This is a genomic window from Kitasatospora sp. NPDC022785 (assembly GCF_055561295.1).
Genome location: NZ_JBVHHB010000020.1, coordinates 167,123 through 180,767 on the forward strand (window position 1 = coordinate 167,123; position 13,645 = coordinate 180,767).

Here is a 13,645-nt window from a genome sequence, read left to right on the forward strand (position 1 = left end):
AAAGTCGCCGGCCTGCCCTGCGCGGCGATCGTGATCGTCTAGCCCTGCGGTCGCGCCCGCTCCTGGACGGTGGCGACGTAGCGGTTGGTGAACACCATCGGGATCACGAAGCCGGCGACCTGGATCAGGGTGGCGGTGGTCGAGTGGCCCTGGTCGGCGTGGGCGAGGGCGGCCAGCACGGCGGCGGTCGCGGCGAAGGCGATGGTCCACACGCCGGTGAGGACGCGGTTGGTGCGCACGAAGAGCGGCTGATGCCAAACCTCGCGCGGAGTGGACTGCTTGGCGATGCCGAGGGTGAACGGCTTGCCGATCGCCAGCGAGGCGCCGGCGATCAGGGCGAGAACACCGGAGGACAGCGCGGCCGAGTACGCGTGAACGGCCGAGTCGGGGTCGGCGAAGGCCACGGCGGCCAGCACGGCGAAGAAGCCCGCCGACCCGGTCTCGATGATCAGCGCGTCAAAGCCGCTTCCCGCCGAACGCCGCTTGACGATCACTCCCACGGCCACGACCAGGCCGGCCAGCGCGGCCCACTGCCAGTGGTCGGACGGCAGGACGGCGTAGACGATCCACGGCAGGAATGTGAGGACGTAGGTCATGGTGAGTCTCCCCCTGGATCGGCATGGCGACGGCCCAACGTAGAGCCTCCTCTGACGACCTGTCAATTGTGGAAGGTAGGCTGCGGGCATGAGTCTTCGACACGCCTTGTTGGGGTTGCTGGTGGACCGACCTGCCAGCGGCTACGACCTGTTGAAAGAGTTCGAGAGCTCGCTCGCCCTCGCCTGGCCGGCCACCCAGAGCCAGGTCTACACGGAACTGACCAGGCTGGACGACAGCGGTCTGATCACCGTCAGCGCCCTCGGACCGCGAGGCCGCAAGGAATACGCCCTGACCGACGCGGGCCTGGCCGAACTGCAGCACTGGCTCACCGAGACGACACCCACCCAACATGCGCGCAGCGACCTCCTGCTGCGGGTCTTCTTCCTCGGCGTGCTCACCCCCGCCCAGGGACGCGACTACCTGCGGTGGCTGGCCCGGATCTCCGAACGCCACCAGCAACGACTGCAGGCCGCCGAAGAGGAGATCGGCCGGGGCGACGGAGACCTCGCCGTCCACAGCAGGATCGCGCTCGAGTACGGCCTGCGGTTCAACGCGATGCGCCGCGAGTGGGCCGAGTGGGCCGAAGGGCAGATCCGGGACGTCCACTGATCGCCCGCGGACCCCTGCCGGACTCCGCGCCTCCTGGCCCCGTCCGGTCGGCGGAGATCCGGCAGCGCAGCGGCCGCCGGGAGGCGGTGGGCGAGGGGGCCTTGCTCGGCCCGGTCGCCGGTCGCCGGTCGCCGTGCCGGGACGCGTTCGGCCCTAGCGCCGCGGGCGCCATGGGCGCTCGGTTGGGGAGCGGGAAGTCGGCGGGTCCGACTTCCCGCTCCAGGGGGCGCGTGGTGTCGACTGTTCCGAGTCAGCGGGGCGCGAGGGTTGCGAATACGCCCCGCGCGGCCGTTCCGTCCGGCCAGGACCATCCCGCGACAAGGGCTGCGGACGAGCTCTGTGCGGCCTCCGTGGGCTGCAGGACGCGGTTGAGCCGAACGTCGATGCCGTCGGCTGGTCCCGTTCCGTGCACGGTGACGGTCGGGTCGGGGGTGTCGCTCATGCTCTGCTGCTGCGGCACCGCATCGCCGCGCAGGAGCGCGCGCAACTGCGCCATCACCACCGGGTCGTGGGCGCCGTCGTAGATCCACCGGGTGCCGAGCACGCCGTGCTCGGACGTGCCGATCAACGCCTCGTCGGGGACGCCCTCCAGCGCCGAACCGCGGTAGGCCATCGGCACCAGGTACGCCACCGGCTCCTGTGCGGAGGTGTCCACCACGACCATGAACTCGATCCCGACCGCACCCTCCGGATCGTCAAGGCGGAACCCACCGGCCCTCGCCGGTTCCGGGGCTTCGGCGGCGCCCACGTACCAGCTCTGCTTCGGCAGCCAGCCGGTGAGCAGCTCCAGCTTGGTGGGCGTCATTGTGGTGTGATGGATGGTGGCCATGAGTTCCCTCGTGCCTAGGTCCGGGCCCGTCCTCCCACGGGATGTGATCGAACCTATCGGACGGGCTTCCCGCACCTGCCGTCTCATTCACCGTAACGCCGATGCGGCGGTGCAGCGCGGGGTGTCCCTGGTGGGCCGCGTTCCACGTACCAGGGGCCAACTACGGTCACGCGTACGTCGCGGCGGCCCCGTGCGAGGAGCAAGGGGCCGCCGGAACGATTCGCTACGCGTTGGAGGTGTGGTGGTCGAACTCGCCGGCCTTGATGCCCTGGAGGAAGGCGGCGAACCTGGCGGGGGTGGTGCGGATGGTGATGTCGCCGTCGTCGGACTCGCGGACCTCGACCAGCCCGTTCACAGTGCGTACTTCGACGCAGTTGTCACCGGCGCTGCTAAAGGAAGACTTCTGCCAGTTGCTCGGGAACATCTCAATCCTTCAAGTTTCGGATCGTCGCGTAGATCAGGTCGCGTGACTCATCCTCGGTGAGTGCCGACTTTTCGATGCGATCGAAGATGGCTCGATAGGTTTCGAGTTCGCTCGGTGCATCGAAGAAGATGGGGCCTTGCGATTAGTCCATTTCCAACGTGTCAAGCTCGGGGACTTCGCCGCAGCTGTAGATGATGTTCTCGATCGCGCCTGGGTACGTGTGTGCACTGAAAGGGATCACGCGGATACTTATATTGTCCCGGAGGGAGTCTTCGACCAGGCAGCTGAGTTGCGCCCGCAGCACCTCGGTGCCACCGAAGCGTGTGAGGAGGCAAGACTCGTGGAGGTAGGTCTCAAGGTTCTTCTGCGGGCTCCCGAGGAACATGTCTCTGCGCCGCGTCCGAAAGGTGGCGTGCAGGTCGAGCTCGTCGACAGTGAGACCGGGAATTCTCCGACCGAATACCCCTTTCACGTAGTCGCTGGTCTGGAGAAGTCCCGGAAGGAACGCCGACGTCCAGACTCTGATCGTCCCTGCGGCAAAATCCTCATGCTGTGCGGATTCGAGGAAGGTGCTGGGCAGTAGGTCGCGATACTCCTCCCACCAGCCCTTTCCGCGTGACGTGATGATGTCGGCGAGCGCGTTGATGAGTGGCTGGTTGGTGCAGTCGCAGGCTGCCGTGATCGTGTGGAGCCGATCCACGCTGACGCTGGTCTTCCCGTTCTCCATCTGTGTCACCTGAGCGGCACTCACACCGAGTACGCGGGCGAGCTGGCTGCCGCCGAGGCCGGCTTGCTCGCGCATCCGCCGCAGCTCGGCGCCCAGGCGGCGCTGACGAAAGGTCGGGTTGTGGCGGCCAGGCATGACGTCCTCTCAGCGTTCGTGAGACCAGTGTGCCGTGTGGCCTGCGAGCGGGGCCATTGGTCCCACGAGAGAGGGAACTTCCGCGGAGGCTACCTAAATTTAAGTTTACGTGGGCTATCGTCCTTCTCAGGTCGATCAGACGGATCGTCAGTAACGCCTGTTTCCAGGGCAGTAGGCGCCTGCTGCCCTCGCACCGCAGAGCAGCCATGTCCTGGCCTGGCTCACGGTGACGTATCCGCCGGTGAACGCCGAGTCCCTCTCCGCTCAACCTCATCCGGAGGTCCCTCATGTGTGCCTTCAGCCCGCCCGACTGGTCCGCCGCCCGCGAGGCGCTGCGCCACGCGCTGTCCGCCGCCGGCTGGCCGGACGACCTCATCCACGACGCCGAACTCGCCCTCTGTGAGCTGTTCGTCAACGCCTGGAAGCACGGGGGCAGCCCCGCCCCCACCGTGGTCGTCGTCCTCCTCGCCACCCGCACGCTGCGGGTGTCGGTCGCGGACGACAGCCCGGAGCTGCCCGAGCCGCACCTCTCCGCCGACCCCTACGCGCTGTCCGGCCGGGGCCTGCACCTCGTCCGCTCGCTCACCCACCGCTTCGGGGCCAGCCCCCGGAAGGACGGCAAGTTCGTCTGGTTCGAGCTGGACTGCGCCGCATGAGCGCCGCCCGTCGCGCCCCCGTCGCCCCCGACGACCCCCGGATGCGCGACTACACCGACGCGCAGGTCGCCGCCCTCCTGCGTGAACTCCGCACCCGAGGAGCGAAGTTCGGCATTCGGTGGGGCTCCGCCACCACCGTCAACGGCACCGTCGACGGCCGCATCCTGATCGACTTCGGCAACGCTCCCATCAGCACCGCCCTCAACCTCCTCCACCTGCTCCGCGACACCGAAAGGGACCAGCCGTGGGAGTCCTGATCCCGATGGTCGCCACAGAGGCGATCCACACCGAGCGCACCACCGTCCACTACCTCGCGGTCGAGCACGTCCCCGACGCCGCCCTCCAGCTCCGCCTCGCCGTCGACCTCGACATCCACGTCGGCCCCGGCGAACAGCTCGCCTTCCCCCTCACCCGCGACCAGGCGGAAGAACTCCTCCACGGCCTCGCCGCCCACCTCGGCCACCGCGTCCTGCGAGTCCACCGATGAGATCCGGCACCGCCGGCTTCCTCGTCGGCGCCGCGCTGATCACCCTGCTCGCGCTGGCCCTCGTCACCGTGGCCCTCGGCGTGATCGCCACGCTCAAGATGCCACCCCAGAACGAGGCCCCGCCCCCGCCGCCGATCACCCGACAAGGCCGCTGGGAGCTGCGGCGACTCCCCGACGGCACCCACGAATACGCCTGGATCGCCCGCCAGGCCGGCCACTTCGGCCCCGAGATCCGTCAACCGTCCACCAAACCAGGGCGCCACCGCATACCCAGCTGAGCGCGACCACGAAGGCTCTCGCCGACCCGGGCGGGAGCCTCGCCGCACCTCGACGTCCTCCCGCGCCGTGTGCGCGGTTGAAACGCCCACGAGGCTGCTCGTGATCGCTCGGGGTCCAGCCGTGTCCTTCCCGGCGCGACAGCATCCACCGGGCTCCGGGAGTTGATCTCCCCTGCCCGGCAGGGTCGTTGGTGGGCGTGCATGGCACCGAGGGAGTCGTGGGGTGCACGACTCACTTCGGGAACGAGTCCCTTCCGCCATGGGGGTTCACCGACGAGGAGCGGACCGAGCCGACCCTCTTCCTGGCGCCACGACCGGGCCGGTCCATGGCTGGCTGAGCCCTGGACGAGTGGTTCCGAAGTCGGGCGGCTTCAGCAGTTCGGCTCCGGGCATACAGGAAGGGTGTCCGGCATCGGGTTGTGACGACCGGAGATCGGTCCCGGATTCGACCGGGGCGACATGAGGGGAGAGGCGATCGTGGGGGAACTGGACGGCAGGACCGCACTGGTGACGGGCGGCTCGCGGGGGATCGGGCGCGCGGTCGCCCTGCGGCTCGCCGCCGAGGGGGCGCTGGTCGGGGTCCACTACGGCGGCAACGAGGCGGCCGCCGCGGAGACCGTGGCACTGATCGCCAAGGCCGGCGGCCGGGCGTTCGCGGTGCAGGCCCGGTTCGGCGAGAACGGTGCGGTGGACCGGTTGTTCGAAGGGCTCACCGCCGGGCTGGCGGACGGCGGCGCGGACGGCCTGGACATCCTGGTCAACAACGCGGGCATCCACTCGGTCGGTTCGATCGGGCAACTCACCGAGGAGGAGTTCGAACGGTTGCTGGCGGTCAACGTGCGCACGCCGATCTTCGTGATCCAGCGGGTGCTGCCACTGCTGCGGGACGGCGGGCGGATCGTCAACATGGCCTCGGCGGCCACCCGGATCGCGGCCTCCGTCCAGATCGGCTACACCGTCACCAAGGCGGCGCTGGCTGCCCTCGGCGCACCGCTCGCCAACGAGCTCGGCCGGCGCGGGATCACCGTGAACACGGTCAACCCCGGAGTGGTCCGGACCGACATGACCGCCGGCTGGACCACCGTTCCCGAGGCGGTGGCCGGACTCGCGTCGCTCACCGCGCTCGGACGGCTCGGCGAGCCGGAGGACATCGCGGACGTGGTGGGCTTCCTGGCGGGTCCGCAGGGTCGCTGGGTGACCGGCCAGATCATCGACGTCTCCGGCGGCACCTACCTCGGACCGATCGCGGCCGGGTGATCCACCGCCCGGGCACGTACCGGGGCGTTGACGTCGGCCTGGGCGGGGCGGAACGTCGGATCCACTCGTCCAGGTAGCCCGGCGGCGTGTCCTGGTGATCGCTCCGGGCGACCACCAGGATCATTCCCAGCGGAAGAACCGGGCGGCCGCGGCCAGCCCGAGGACGGCCCAGCCGCCCAGGATTCCGAGGTCCGCCCAGGGCACCCCGGCGCCGGTCTGGAGCACCGAGCGCAGGCCGTCCGAGAGGGCGGCGATCGGCAGCAGCTCCAGCACCGACTGGACGGCCGACGGGAACTTGCTCAGTGGCACGATCACGCCGCCGGCCAGCAACAGCAGGATGAAGACCAGGTTGGCGGCGGCCAGCGTGGCCTCCGCCTTGAGCGTGCCGGCCATCAGCAGGCCGAGCCCGGAGAACGCGGCGGTGCCGAGGACGAGGAGGGCAAAAACGCTGAACGGGTCGCCCTGCGGGGACCAGCCGAGCGCGAGGGCGATCACGCTCAGCAGCGCCACCTGCAACGCCTCGGTGACCAGCACGCACCCCGTCTTCGCGGTGAGCAGGGCCCAGCGCGGCAGCGGGCTGGCACCGAGCCGCTTGAGCACGCCGTAGCGGCGCTCGAAGCCGGTGGCGATGGCCTGTCCGGTGAAGGCGGTGGACATCACGGCCAGTGCGAGCAGGCCGGGCGCCAGGAAGTCGACGCGCTTGCCGGGACCCTCGACGGCGACGATGTCGACGGCGGAGAAGAGGACGAGCAGCACCGTCGGGATGATCACGGTCAGCAGCAGCTGTTCGCCGTTGCGCAGCAGCATCTTCGTCTCGAAGGCGGTCTGCGCGAGCAGCATCCGGCCGACGGGTGCGGCGCCCGGCCGCGGGGAGTAATCGGTGGTCGTCACGAGCGGAGGTCCCGTCCGGTCAGGTCGAGGAAGACGTCTTCGAGGCTGCGGCGCTGCACGGCGAGCCGCTCGGGCAGGATGCCGGAGGCCGCGCACCAGCCGGTGACGGTGGCCAGCAGCTGGGGGTCGACGGGTGCCTCGATGCGGTAGCTGCCGGGGGAGGCCTCGGTGGCGGTGGCGCCCTCGGGCAGCTCCTTGAGCAGCGGGGCGAGGTCGAGCCCGGGCGGGCCGTCGAAGCGCAGCGAGGACTCGGCACCGCCGCGGCAGAGCTCCTCCGGGGTGCCCTCGGCGATGACCTTGCCGCGGTCGACGACGGCGACGCGGTCGGCGAGCTGTTCGGCCTCGTCCATGTGGTGGGTGGTGACGACGACGGTGACGCCGTCCCGGCGCAGGTCGCGGACGAGGTCCCAGGTGGCGCGGCGGGCCTGCGGGTCGAGGCCGGCGGTGGGCTCGTCCAGGAAGACCAGCTCGGGGCGGCCGACCACGGCCATGGCCAGGGCGAGCCGCTGCTGCTGCCCGCCGGAGAGCCGGCGGTAGGTGGTGCGGCCGCAGGAGCCGAGGCCGAGCCGCTCGACCAGGGCGTCCACGTCCAGCGGGTGGGCGTGCAGCTTCGCGGTGTGCCGGAGCATCTCGACGGCCCGCGCCCCGGCGTACACGCCGCCGGACTGCAGCATCACGCCGATCCGGGGGCGCAGCTCGGCGCTCTGGGCGACGGGGTCGAGGCCGAGGACGCGGACGGTGCCGGCGTCCGGGCGGCGGTAGCCCTCGCAGGTCTCGATGGTGGTGGTCTTGCCGGCGCCGTTGGGGCCGAGCACGGCGGTGATCGCGCCGCGCGCGAGGGTGAGGTCGAGACCGTCCACCGCGGTCTTCTCGCCGTAGCGCTTGACCAGCCCGGTGATCTGGACCGCGGGTTCGGAATGCATACCGGCGAGTGTAGAAGGCGTGAACACGGGGCCCGTCGCGGGACCCCGCAGCGGCCGCGGGGAACGGGCGGCCGGATTGATCGTCCACGCAGGTCAGGTAAGCCTTACCTGCGTGACAGATGACACCAGTGAGGCCTGGATCACGGCTTGTCCTGTCGGAAGTAATTACGCAACACTGGTGTTGTGAAAAACATGCGCGAGCACACCACGCAGCAGGAGGCCGAGTCGGCCCCCGGCTGTGCCGTGCCCGCGACGGCGGCCGAGGTGCTGCTGGAGGGCCACCGTGCGACCCGGGACCGGGTCGCACGTTCGATCCTCGACCACGGCCCCTCCTCCGCCACCGACCTGGCGAACCGGCTCGGTCTGACCACCGCGGCCGTCCGCCGTCACCTGGACGGCCTCGTCGCCGCCGGCCTGGTCGACGCCCGTGAACAGCGGGTGTACGGCAGCCGCGGCCGGGGCCGCCCCGCCAAGGTCTTCGCCCTCACCGACGCCGGCCGGGACGCCTTCTACCAGGCGTACGACCAGCTCGCGGCCGACGCGCTGCGCTGGATCTCCGACTCGGTGGGCGGCGGCAAGGCGGGCGAGGAGGCGGTCGCCGCCTTCGCCCGGGCCCGGTTCGGCAAGCAGGGCGAGCGCTACCTCGCCACGCTGCGCCAGGCCGAGGCCGGGGAGCGCACCGAAGCGCTCGCCCAGGCGCTGAGTGCGGACGGGTACGCTGCCACCGTGCGGCGTGTTCCGTCGGCCGCGGCGAAAGCCCCGGCGGGCGCCCAGCTCTGCCAGCACCACTGCCCGGTCGCGCACATCGCCGAGCAGTTCCCGCAGCTCTGCGAGGCGGAGACCGAGGTCTTCTCCCAACTGCTGGGCACCCATGTGCAACGGCTGGCCACCATCGCCCACGGCGACGGGGTCTGCACCACCTATGTGCCGGCACCCGGTGCCGCATCGTCGCCCGCCCTGCGCCCCGCAGGCCCGGGTACCGATGCAGTGCCGACTGCCGGTACGTCCACCGAAGACTCAGCGTCCGCGCGTTAGGAAGCTCGCATGACTGACACCGTTTCGCACCCGGAGCTCGAAGGCCTGGGCACCTACGAGTACGGCTGGGCGGACCCGGACGCCGCCGGCGCCGCCGCCAAGCGCGGGCTCAGCGAGGACGTCGTCCGCGACATCTCGGCGAAGAAGAACGAGTCCGAGTGGATGCTGAACCTGCGGCTCAAGGGCCTCAAGCTGTTCGGCAAGAAGCCCATGCCGACCTGGGGCTCCGACCTCACCGGCATCGACTTCGACAACATCAAGTACTTCGTCCGCTCGACCGAGAAGCAGGCCGAGTCCTGGGAGGACCTGCCCGCGGACATCAAGGCGACGTACGACAAGCTGGGCATCCCGGAGGCGGAGAAGCAGCGCCTGGTCGCCGGTGTCGCCGCGCAGTACGAGTCCGAGGTGGTCTACCACCAGATCCGCGAGGACCTCGAGGAGCAGGGTGTCATCTTCCTAGACACCGACACCGCTCTGAGGGAGCACCCGGAGATCTTCAAGGAGTACTTCGGCACCGTCATCCCGGCCGGCGACAACAAGTTCGCCGCGCTGAACACGGCCGTCTGGTCCGGTGGCTCCTTCATCTACGTCCCGAAGGGTGTCCAGGTCGACATCCCGCTCCAGGCCTACTTCCGGATCAACACCGAGAACATGGGCCAGTTCGAGCGGACGCTGATCATCGTCGACGAGGACGCCTACGTCCACTACGTCGAGGGCTGCACCGCGCCGATCTACTCCTCGGACTCGCTGCACTCCGCTGTCGTGGAGATCATCGTCAAGAAGGGCGGCCGCTGCCGCTACACGACCATCCAGAACTGGTCGAACAACGTCTACAACCTGGTCACCAAGCGCGCCGTGGCGTACGAGGGCGCGACCATGGAGTGGATCGACGGCAACATCGGTTCCAAGGTCACCATGAAGTACCCGGCCGTCTACCTGATGGGCGAGCACGCCAAGGGCGAGACCCTGTCGATCGCCTTCGCCGGCGAGGGCCAGCACCAGGACGCCGGCGCCAAGATGGTCCACATGGCGCCGAACACCTCCTCCAACATCGTCTCCAAGTCGGTGGCGCGAGGCGGCGGCCGCACCTCCTACCGCGGTCTGATCGAGATCGGCGAGGGCTCCAAGGGCGCCAAGTCCAACGTGCTCTGCGACGCGCTGCTGGTCGACACCATCTCCCGCTCGGACACGTACCCGTACGTGGACGTCCGCGAGGACGACGTGTCCATGGGCCACGAGGCGACCGTCTCCAAGGTCAGCGAGGACCAGCTCTTCTACCTGATGAGCCGGGGCATGACCGAGTTCGAGGCGATGGCGATGATCGTCCGTGGCTTCGTCGAGCCGATCGCGCGCGAGCTGCCGATGGAGTACGCGCTGGAGCTGAACCGGCTGATCGAGCTGCAGATGGAGGGCTCCGTCGGCTGACGAGCAGCCGCACGCAGTCCAGTCCGCATCGTTAGGAAGAGAGCACCACGACAGCCATGGCTGACGTCAACACCCCCACCGGCTCCACCACCGCCGGTTCGATCGAGGTCGGCACCGCCGGGGCGGGCGCGCAGCTCGCCGGTCCCGGCACCGGCCGCGCCTCCGTCCAGCAGCCGATCGACGCCCGCGTCGCGGTCAAGCCCTCCTTCGAGGTCGGCGACTTCCCGGTGCCGACCGGCCGTGAGGAGGACTGGCGCTTCACCCCGCTCCACCGCCTGAACGGCCTGCACGACGGCACCGCCGCTGCCACGGTCGAGAAGGACGGCGAAGGCACGGACAAGGTCGAGCTGAGCCTGCCGGACGGCGTCACCGCCGAGGCCGTCGGCCGCGACGACGCCCGCCTGGGCAAGGCCGGCAAGCCGGTCGACCGGGTCGCCGCGCAGGCGTTCAGCGCCTTCGAGCAGGCGCTCGTGGTCACCGTCCCCAAGGAGACGGTGCTCACCGAGCCGGTCAAGATCGACGTGCACGGCGAGGGCGGCACCCGCTTCGCCCACGTGGTGGTCGACGTCAAGCCGTTCGCCGAGGCCGTCGTGGTGATCAACCACACCGGTACCGGCACCCGCGCCGCCAACGTCGAGCTCCTGGTCGGCGACGGTGCCAAGCTCACCTTCGTCTCCGTCCAGGACTGGGACCGCGACGCGGTGCACGCCACCCAGCAGACCGCCCTGGTCGGCCGGGACGCCTCGCTGAAGTCCGTGGTCGTCACCTTCGGCGGCGACGTGGTCCGCATCCACCCGCGGGTCTCCTACGCCGCGCCGGGCGGCGAGGCCGAGCTGTTCGGCCTCTACTTCGCCGACGCCGGCCAGCACCTGGAGCACCGTCTGGTCATCGACCACGACACCCCGCACTGCCGCTCCAACGTGGTCTACAAGGGCGCGCTGCAGGGCCAGGACGCGCACGCCGTCTGGGTCGGCGACGTGCTGATCCGCGCCGCCGCCGAGGGCACCGACACCTACGAGCACAACCGCAACCTGGTGCTCACCGACGGCGCCCGCGTCGACTCGATCCCGAACCTGGAGATCGAGACCGGCGAGATCGTCGGCGCCGGCCACGCCTCCGCGACCGGCCGCTTCGACGACGAGCAGCTCTTCTACCTGCAGGCCCGCGGCATCCCGGCCGACGAGGCCCGCCGCCTGGTGGTGCGTGGCTTCTTCGCCGAGCTGGTCCAGCAGATCGGCGTCGCCGAGATCCAGGACCAGCTGATGGAGAAGATCGAAGCCGAGCTGGAAGCGGCGGTCTGAGCCAGATGAGCTTTCTCCGCGCCTGCGCGCTCAGCGAGCTCGCCGAGGACGTGCCCAAGCGCGTCGACCTCAACGGCGTGCCGGTCTCCATCGTCCGCACCGACGAGGGGGTGTTCGCGATCAACGACATCTGCTCGCACGCGAACGTCTCGCTCTCCGAGGGCGAGGTCGAGGACTGCATGATCGAGTGCTGGCTGCACGGCTCCAGCTTCGACCTGCGCACCGGCAAGCCCTCCGGCCTGCCCGCCACCAAGCCGGTCGCTGTCTACCCCGTAAAGATCGAAGGGGACGATGTGCTCGTCTCCGTCAACCAGGAGTCCTGAGTACACATGGCAACCCTTGAAATCCGCGACCTGCACGTCTCCGTCGAGGCCGAGAACGGCCCCCGGGAGATCCTGAAGGGCGTCGACCTGACCGTGAAGCAGGGCGAGACCCACGCGATCATGGGTCCGAACGGCTCCGGCAAGTCCACCCTGGCTTACACGCTGGCCGGCCACCCGAAGTACACCGTCACCGGCGGCCAGGTGCTGCTGGACGGCGAGGACGTCCTGGAGATGTCCGTCGACGAGCGTGCCCGCGCCGGTGTCTTCCTCGCCATGCAGTACCCGGTCGAGGTCCCCGGTGTCTCGGTCTCCAACTTCCTGCGCACCGCCGCCACCGCCGTCCGCGGCGAGGCCCCCAAGCTGCGGCTGTGGGTGAAGGAGGTCAAGGAGGCCATGGCGGCCCTCCAGATGGACCCGGCCTTCGCCGAGCGCAACGTCAACGAGGGCTTCTCCGGCGGCGAGAAGAAGCGCCACGAGATCCTCCAGCTGGAGCTGCTCAAGCCGAAGATCGCGATCCTCGACGAGACCGACTCCGGCCTGGACGTCGACGCGCTCCGCCAGGTCTCCGAGGGCATCAACCGGGTCCGTTCCACCGGCGAGGTCGGCACCCTGCTGGTGACCCACTACACCCGCATCCTGCGGTACATCAAGCCCGACTACGTCCACGTGTTCTCGGCCGGCCGCATCGTCGAGTCCGGCGGTGCCGAGCTGGCCGACAAGCTGGAGAACGAGGGCTACGAGTCCTACGTGAAGGGCGGCGCTTCCGAGTGACCCATACGCACGAGTCGGCGGTTCTGTCGGGTCTGCTCGACACCGATGCGATCCGCAAGGACTTCCCGGTCCTCCAGCGGCTGCTGCACGACGACAAGCCGCTGGTCTACCTGGACAACGCGGCCACCTCGCAGAAGCCGCGCCAGGTGCTCGAGGCGCTCAACGCCTACTACGAGCGGCACAACGCCAACGTCCACCGCGGCGTGCACGTGCTCGCCGAGGAGGCCACGGCGCTGTACGAGGGCGCCCGTGACAAGGTCGCGGCGTTCGTCAACGCGCCGAGCCGCAACGAGGTGGTCTTCACCAAGAACGCCTCGGAGTCGCTCAACCTGGTCGCCAACATGCTGACCTGGGCGGACGAGCCGTACCGGGTGGACGCCGAGTCCGAGATCGTCATCACGGAGATGGAGCACCACTCCAACATCGTCCCGTGGCAGCTGCTCTCGCAGCGCACCGGCGCGAAGCTGAAGTGGTTCGGGCTGACCGACGAGGGCCGGCTCGACCTGTCCAACATCGACGAGCTGATCACCGAGAAGACCAAGGTGGTCTCGTTCACCCTGGTCTCCAACCTGCTCGGCACCGTCAACCCGGTCGAGACCATCGTGCGCAAGGCCCAGGCCGTCGGCGCCCTCGTGGTGATCGACGCCTCGCAGGCCGCGCCGCACATGGTCCTGGACGTGCAGGCGCTGGAGGCCGACTTCGTCGCCTTCACCGGCCACAAGATGCTCGCCCCGACCGGCATCGGCGTGCTCTGGGGCCGTCAGGAGCTGCTGGAGGACCTCCCGCCGTTCCTCGGCGGCGGCGAGATGATCGAGACCGTCACCATGGGCTCGTCCACCTACGCCCCGGCGCCGCACAAGTTCGAGGCCGGCACCCCGCCGATCGCCCAGGCGGTCGGGCTGGGCGCGGCCATCGACTACCTGTCGGCCATCGGCATGGAGAAGATCGCCGCGCACGAGCACGCGATCACCGAGTAC

Annotated in this window: 17 protein-coding genes and 1 pseudogene; 12 read left to right on the forward strand and 6 right to left on the reverse strand. The window is 69.7% G+C overall.

Annotated features, from left to right (window positions below; all coding sequences use genetic code 11):
- Window positions 1-38: 38 nt before the first annotated feature.
- Complete coding sequence (locus tag ACZ3YO_RS27680) at window positions 39-596, reverse strand: hypothetical protein (RefSeq protein WP_465574282.1); 558 nt, start codon at window positions 594-596, stop codon at window positions 39-41.
- A gap of 88 nt (window positions 597-684) precedes the next feature.
- Between ACZ3YO_RS27680 and ACZ3YO_RS27685 the strand changes: the two genes are divergently transcribed.
- The gene (locus ACZ3YO_RS27685) at window positions 685-1,206 is read left to right on the forward strand and encodes a PadR family transcriptional regulator (RefSeq protein WP_465574285.1); all 522 of its coding nucleotides are present in this window, start codon (window positions 685-687) and stop codon (window positions 1,204-1,206) included.
- Between the two features lie 250 nt (window positions 1,207-1,456).
- Here ACZ3YO_RS27685 and ACZ3YO_RS27690 read toward each other — a convergent pair whose 3' ends face one another.
- From ACZ3YO_RS27690 to ACZ3YO_RS27700, 3 genes and pseudogenes are all read right to left on the reverse strand, one after another.
- Window positions 1,457-2,035, reverse strand: coding sequence for a maltokinase N-terminal cap-like domain-containing protein (locus ACZ3YO_RS27690; protein WP_465574288.1), 579 nt, complete (start codon window positions 2,033-2,035; stop codon window positions 1,457-1,459).
- 223 nt (window positions 2,036-2,258) lie between these two features.
- Entirely contained in the window at window positions 2,259-2,459 is a 201-nt protein-coding gene (locus tag ACZ3YO_RS27695; protein ID WP_465547521.1) for a DUF397 domain-containing protein, read from the reverse strand.
- Window position 2,460: 1 nt separating this feature from the next.
- Window positions 2,461-3,321, reverse strand: a pseudogene (locus tag ACZ3YO_RS27700) (helix-turn-helix domain-containing protein).
- Between the two features lie 287 nt (window positions 3,322-3,608).
- Between ACZ3YO_RS27700 and ACZ3YO_RS27705 the strand changes: the two are divergent.
- The 5 genes from ACZ3YO_RS27705 to ACZ3YO_RS27725 all read left to right on the forward strand — a co-directional run bounded on the left by ACZ3YO_RS27705 (window position 3,609) and on the right by ACZ3YO_RS27725 (window position 5,999).
- Window positions 3,609-3,977 carry an ATP-binding protein gene (locus tag ACZ3YO_RS27705; protein WP_465574291.1) on the forward strand — a complete coding sequence of 123 codons (369 nt, stop codon included), beginning with the start codon at window positions 3,609-3,611 and terminating at the stop codon, window positions 3,975-3,977.
- Complete coding sequence (locus ACZ3YO_RS27710) at window positions 3,974-4,234, forward strand: hypothetical protein (RefSeq protein WP_465574294.1); 261 nt, start codon at window positions 3,974-3,976, stop codon at window positions 4,232-4,234. The genes ACZ3YO_RS27705 and ACZ3YO_RS27710 overlap by 4 nt, the downstream gene beginning before the upstream one ends.
- A complete protein-coding gene (locus ACZ3YO_RS27715; RefSeq protein ID WP_465574296.1) occupies window positions 4,222-4,464 on the forward strand; it encodes a hypothetical protein in 243 nt (80 codons plus the stop codon). The genes ACZ3YO_RS27710 and ACZ3YO_RS27715 overlap by 13 nt, the downstream gene beginning before the upstream one ends.
- Complete coding sequence (locus ACZ3YO_RS27720) at window positions 4,461-4,742, forward strand: hypothetical protein (RefSeq protein WP_465574299.1); 282 nt, start codon at window positions 4,461-4,463, stop codon at window positions 4,740-4,742. The genes ACZ3YO_RS27715 and ACZ3YO_RS27720 overlap by 4 nt, the downstream gene beginning before the upstream one ends.
- Window positions 4,743-5,219: 477 nt before the next feature.
- The gene (locus ACZ3YO_RS27725; protein ID WP_465574301.1) at window positions 5,220-5,999 is read left to right on the forward strand and encodes an SDR family NAD(P)-dependent oxidoreductase; all 780 of its coding nucleotides are present in this window, start codon (window positions 5,220-5,222) and stop codon (window positions 5,997-5,999) included.
- A gap of 120 nt (window positions 6,000-6,119) precedes the next feature.
- On the opposite strand, the gene ACZ3YO_RS27730 is transcribed toward ACZ3YO_RS27725, so the two are convergent.
- Window positions 6,120-6,839, reverse strand: coding sequence for an ABC transporter permease (locus ACZ3YO_RS27730; RefSeq protein ID WP_465574330.1), 720 nt, complete (start codon window positions 6,837-6,839; stop codon window positions 6,120-6,122).
- Between the two features lie 47 nt (window positions 6,840-6,886).
- A complete protein-coding gene (locus ACZ3YO_RS27735) occupies window positions 6,887-7,813 on the reverse strand; it encodes an ABC transporter ATP-binding protein (protein ID WP_465574304.1) in 927 nt (308 codons plus the stop codon).
- Window positions 7,814-8,005: 192 nt separating this feature from the next.
- On the opposite strand from ACZ3YO_RS27735, the gene ACZ3YO_RS27740 reads away from it, so the two are divergent.
- The 6 genes from ACZ3YO_RS27740 to ACZ3YO_RS27765 all read left to right on the forward strand — a co-directional run.
- A complete protein-coding gene (locus tag ACZ3YO_RS27740) occupies window positions 8,006-8,848 on the forward strand; it encodes a helix-turn-helix transcriptional regulator (RefSeq protein WP_465574307.1) in 843 nt (280 codons plus the stop codon).
- A 9-nt stretch (window positions 8,849-8,857) separates the two neighbouring features.
- Complete coding sequence (gene sufB / locus ACZ3YO_RS27745) at window positions 8,858-10,273, forward strand: Fe-S cluster assembly protein SufB (RefSeq protein ID WP_396320491.1); 1,416 nt, start codon at window positions 8,858-8,860, stop codon at window positions 10,271-10,273.
- A gap of 56 nt (window positions 10,274-10,329) precedes the next feature.
- Entirely contained in the window at window positions 10,330-11,574 is a 1,245-nt protein-coding gene (sufD, locus tag ACZ3YO_RS27750) for a Fe-S cluster assembly protein SufD (protein ID WP_396320490.1), read from the forward strand.
- A 5-nt stretch (window positions 11,575-11,579) separates the two neighbouring features.
- The gene (locus ACZ3YO_RS27755; RefSeq protein ID WP_396320489.1) at window positions 11,580-11,897 is read left to right on the forward strand and encodes a bifunctional 3-phenylpropionate/cinnamic acid dioxygenase ferredoxin subunit; all 318 of its coding nucleotides are present in this window, start codon (window positions 11,580-11,582) and stop codon (window positions 11,895-11,897) included.
- A 6-nt stretch (window positions 11,898-11,903) separates the two neighbouring features.
- On the forward strand, window positions 11,904-12,668 hold the full coding sequence (gene sufC / locus ACZ3YO_RS27760) for a Fe-S cluster assembly ATPase SufC (protein WP_465547531.1): 765 nt from the start codon (window positions 11,904-11,906) through the stop codon (window positions 12,666-12,668).
- 23 nt (window positions 12,669-12,691) lie between these two features.
- Window positions 12,692-13,645, forward strand: a 954-nt coding sequence (locus tag ACZ3YO_RS27765; RefSeq protein WP_465574333.1) for an aminotransferase class V-fold PLP-dependent enzyme, incomplete at its 3' end; no start/stop codon positions are given.

Bases quoted from the DNA above. Each gene is read 5' to 3' on its own strand.
- ACZ3YO_RS27680 (WP_465574282.1), bottom strand. From the start codon at position 596: ATGACCTACGTCCTCACATTCCTGCCGTGGATCGTCTACGCCGTCCTG.
- ACZ3YO_RS27685 (WP_465574285.1), top strand. From the start codon at position 685: ATGAGTCTTCGACACGCCTTGTTGGGGTTGCTGGTGGACCGACCTGCC.
- ACZ3YO_RS27690 (WP_465574288.1), bottom strand. From the start codon at position 2,035: ATGGCCACCATCCATCACACCACAATGACGCCCACCAAGCTGGAGCTG.
- ACZ3YO_RS27695 (WP_465547521.1), bottom strand. From the start codon at position 2,459: ATGTTCCCGAGCAACTGGCAGAAGTCTTCCTTTAGCAGCGCCGGTGAC.
- ACZ3YO_RS27705 (WP_465574291.1), top strand. From the start codon at position 3,609: ATGTGTGCCTTCAGCCCGCCCGACTGGTCCGCCGCCCGCGAGGCGCTG.
- ACZ3YO_RS27710 (WP_465574294.1), top strand. From the start codon at position 3,974: ATGAGCGCCGCCCGTCGCGCCCCCGTCGCCCCCGACGACCCCCGGATG.
- ACZ3YO_RS27720 (WP_465574299.1), top strand. From the start codon at position 4,461: ATGAGATCCGGCACCGCCGGCTTCCTCGTCGGCGCCGCGCTGATCACC.
- ACZ3YO_RS27730 (WP_465574330.1), bottom strand. From the start codon at position 6,839: ATGCTGCTCGCGCAGACCGCCTTCGAGACGAAGATGCTGCTGCGCAAC.
- ACZ3YO_RS27735 (WP_465574304.1), bottom strand. From the start codon at position 7,813: ATGCATTCCGAACCCGCGGTCCAGATCACCGGGCTGGTCAAGCGCTAC.
- ACZ3YO_RS27740 (WP_465574307.1), top strand. From the start codon at position 8,006: ATGCGCGAGCACACCACGCAGCAGGAGGCCGAGTCGGCCCCCGGCTGT.
- sufB (WP_396320491.1), top strand. From the start codon at position 8,858: ATGACTGACACCGTTTCGCACCCGGAGCTCGAAGGCCTGGGCACCTAC.
- sufD (WP_396320490.1), top strand. From the start codon at position 10,330: ATGGCTGACGTCAACACCCCCACCGGCTCCACCACCGCCGGTTCGATC.
- ACZ3YO_RS27755 (WP_396320489.1), top strand. From the start codon at position 11,580: ATGAGCTTTCTCCGCGCCTGCGCGCTCAGCGAGCTCGCCGAGGACGTG.
- sufC (WP_465547531.1), top strand. From the start codon at position 11,904: ATGGCAACCCTTGAAATCCGCGACCTGCACGTCTCCGTCGAGGCCGAG.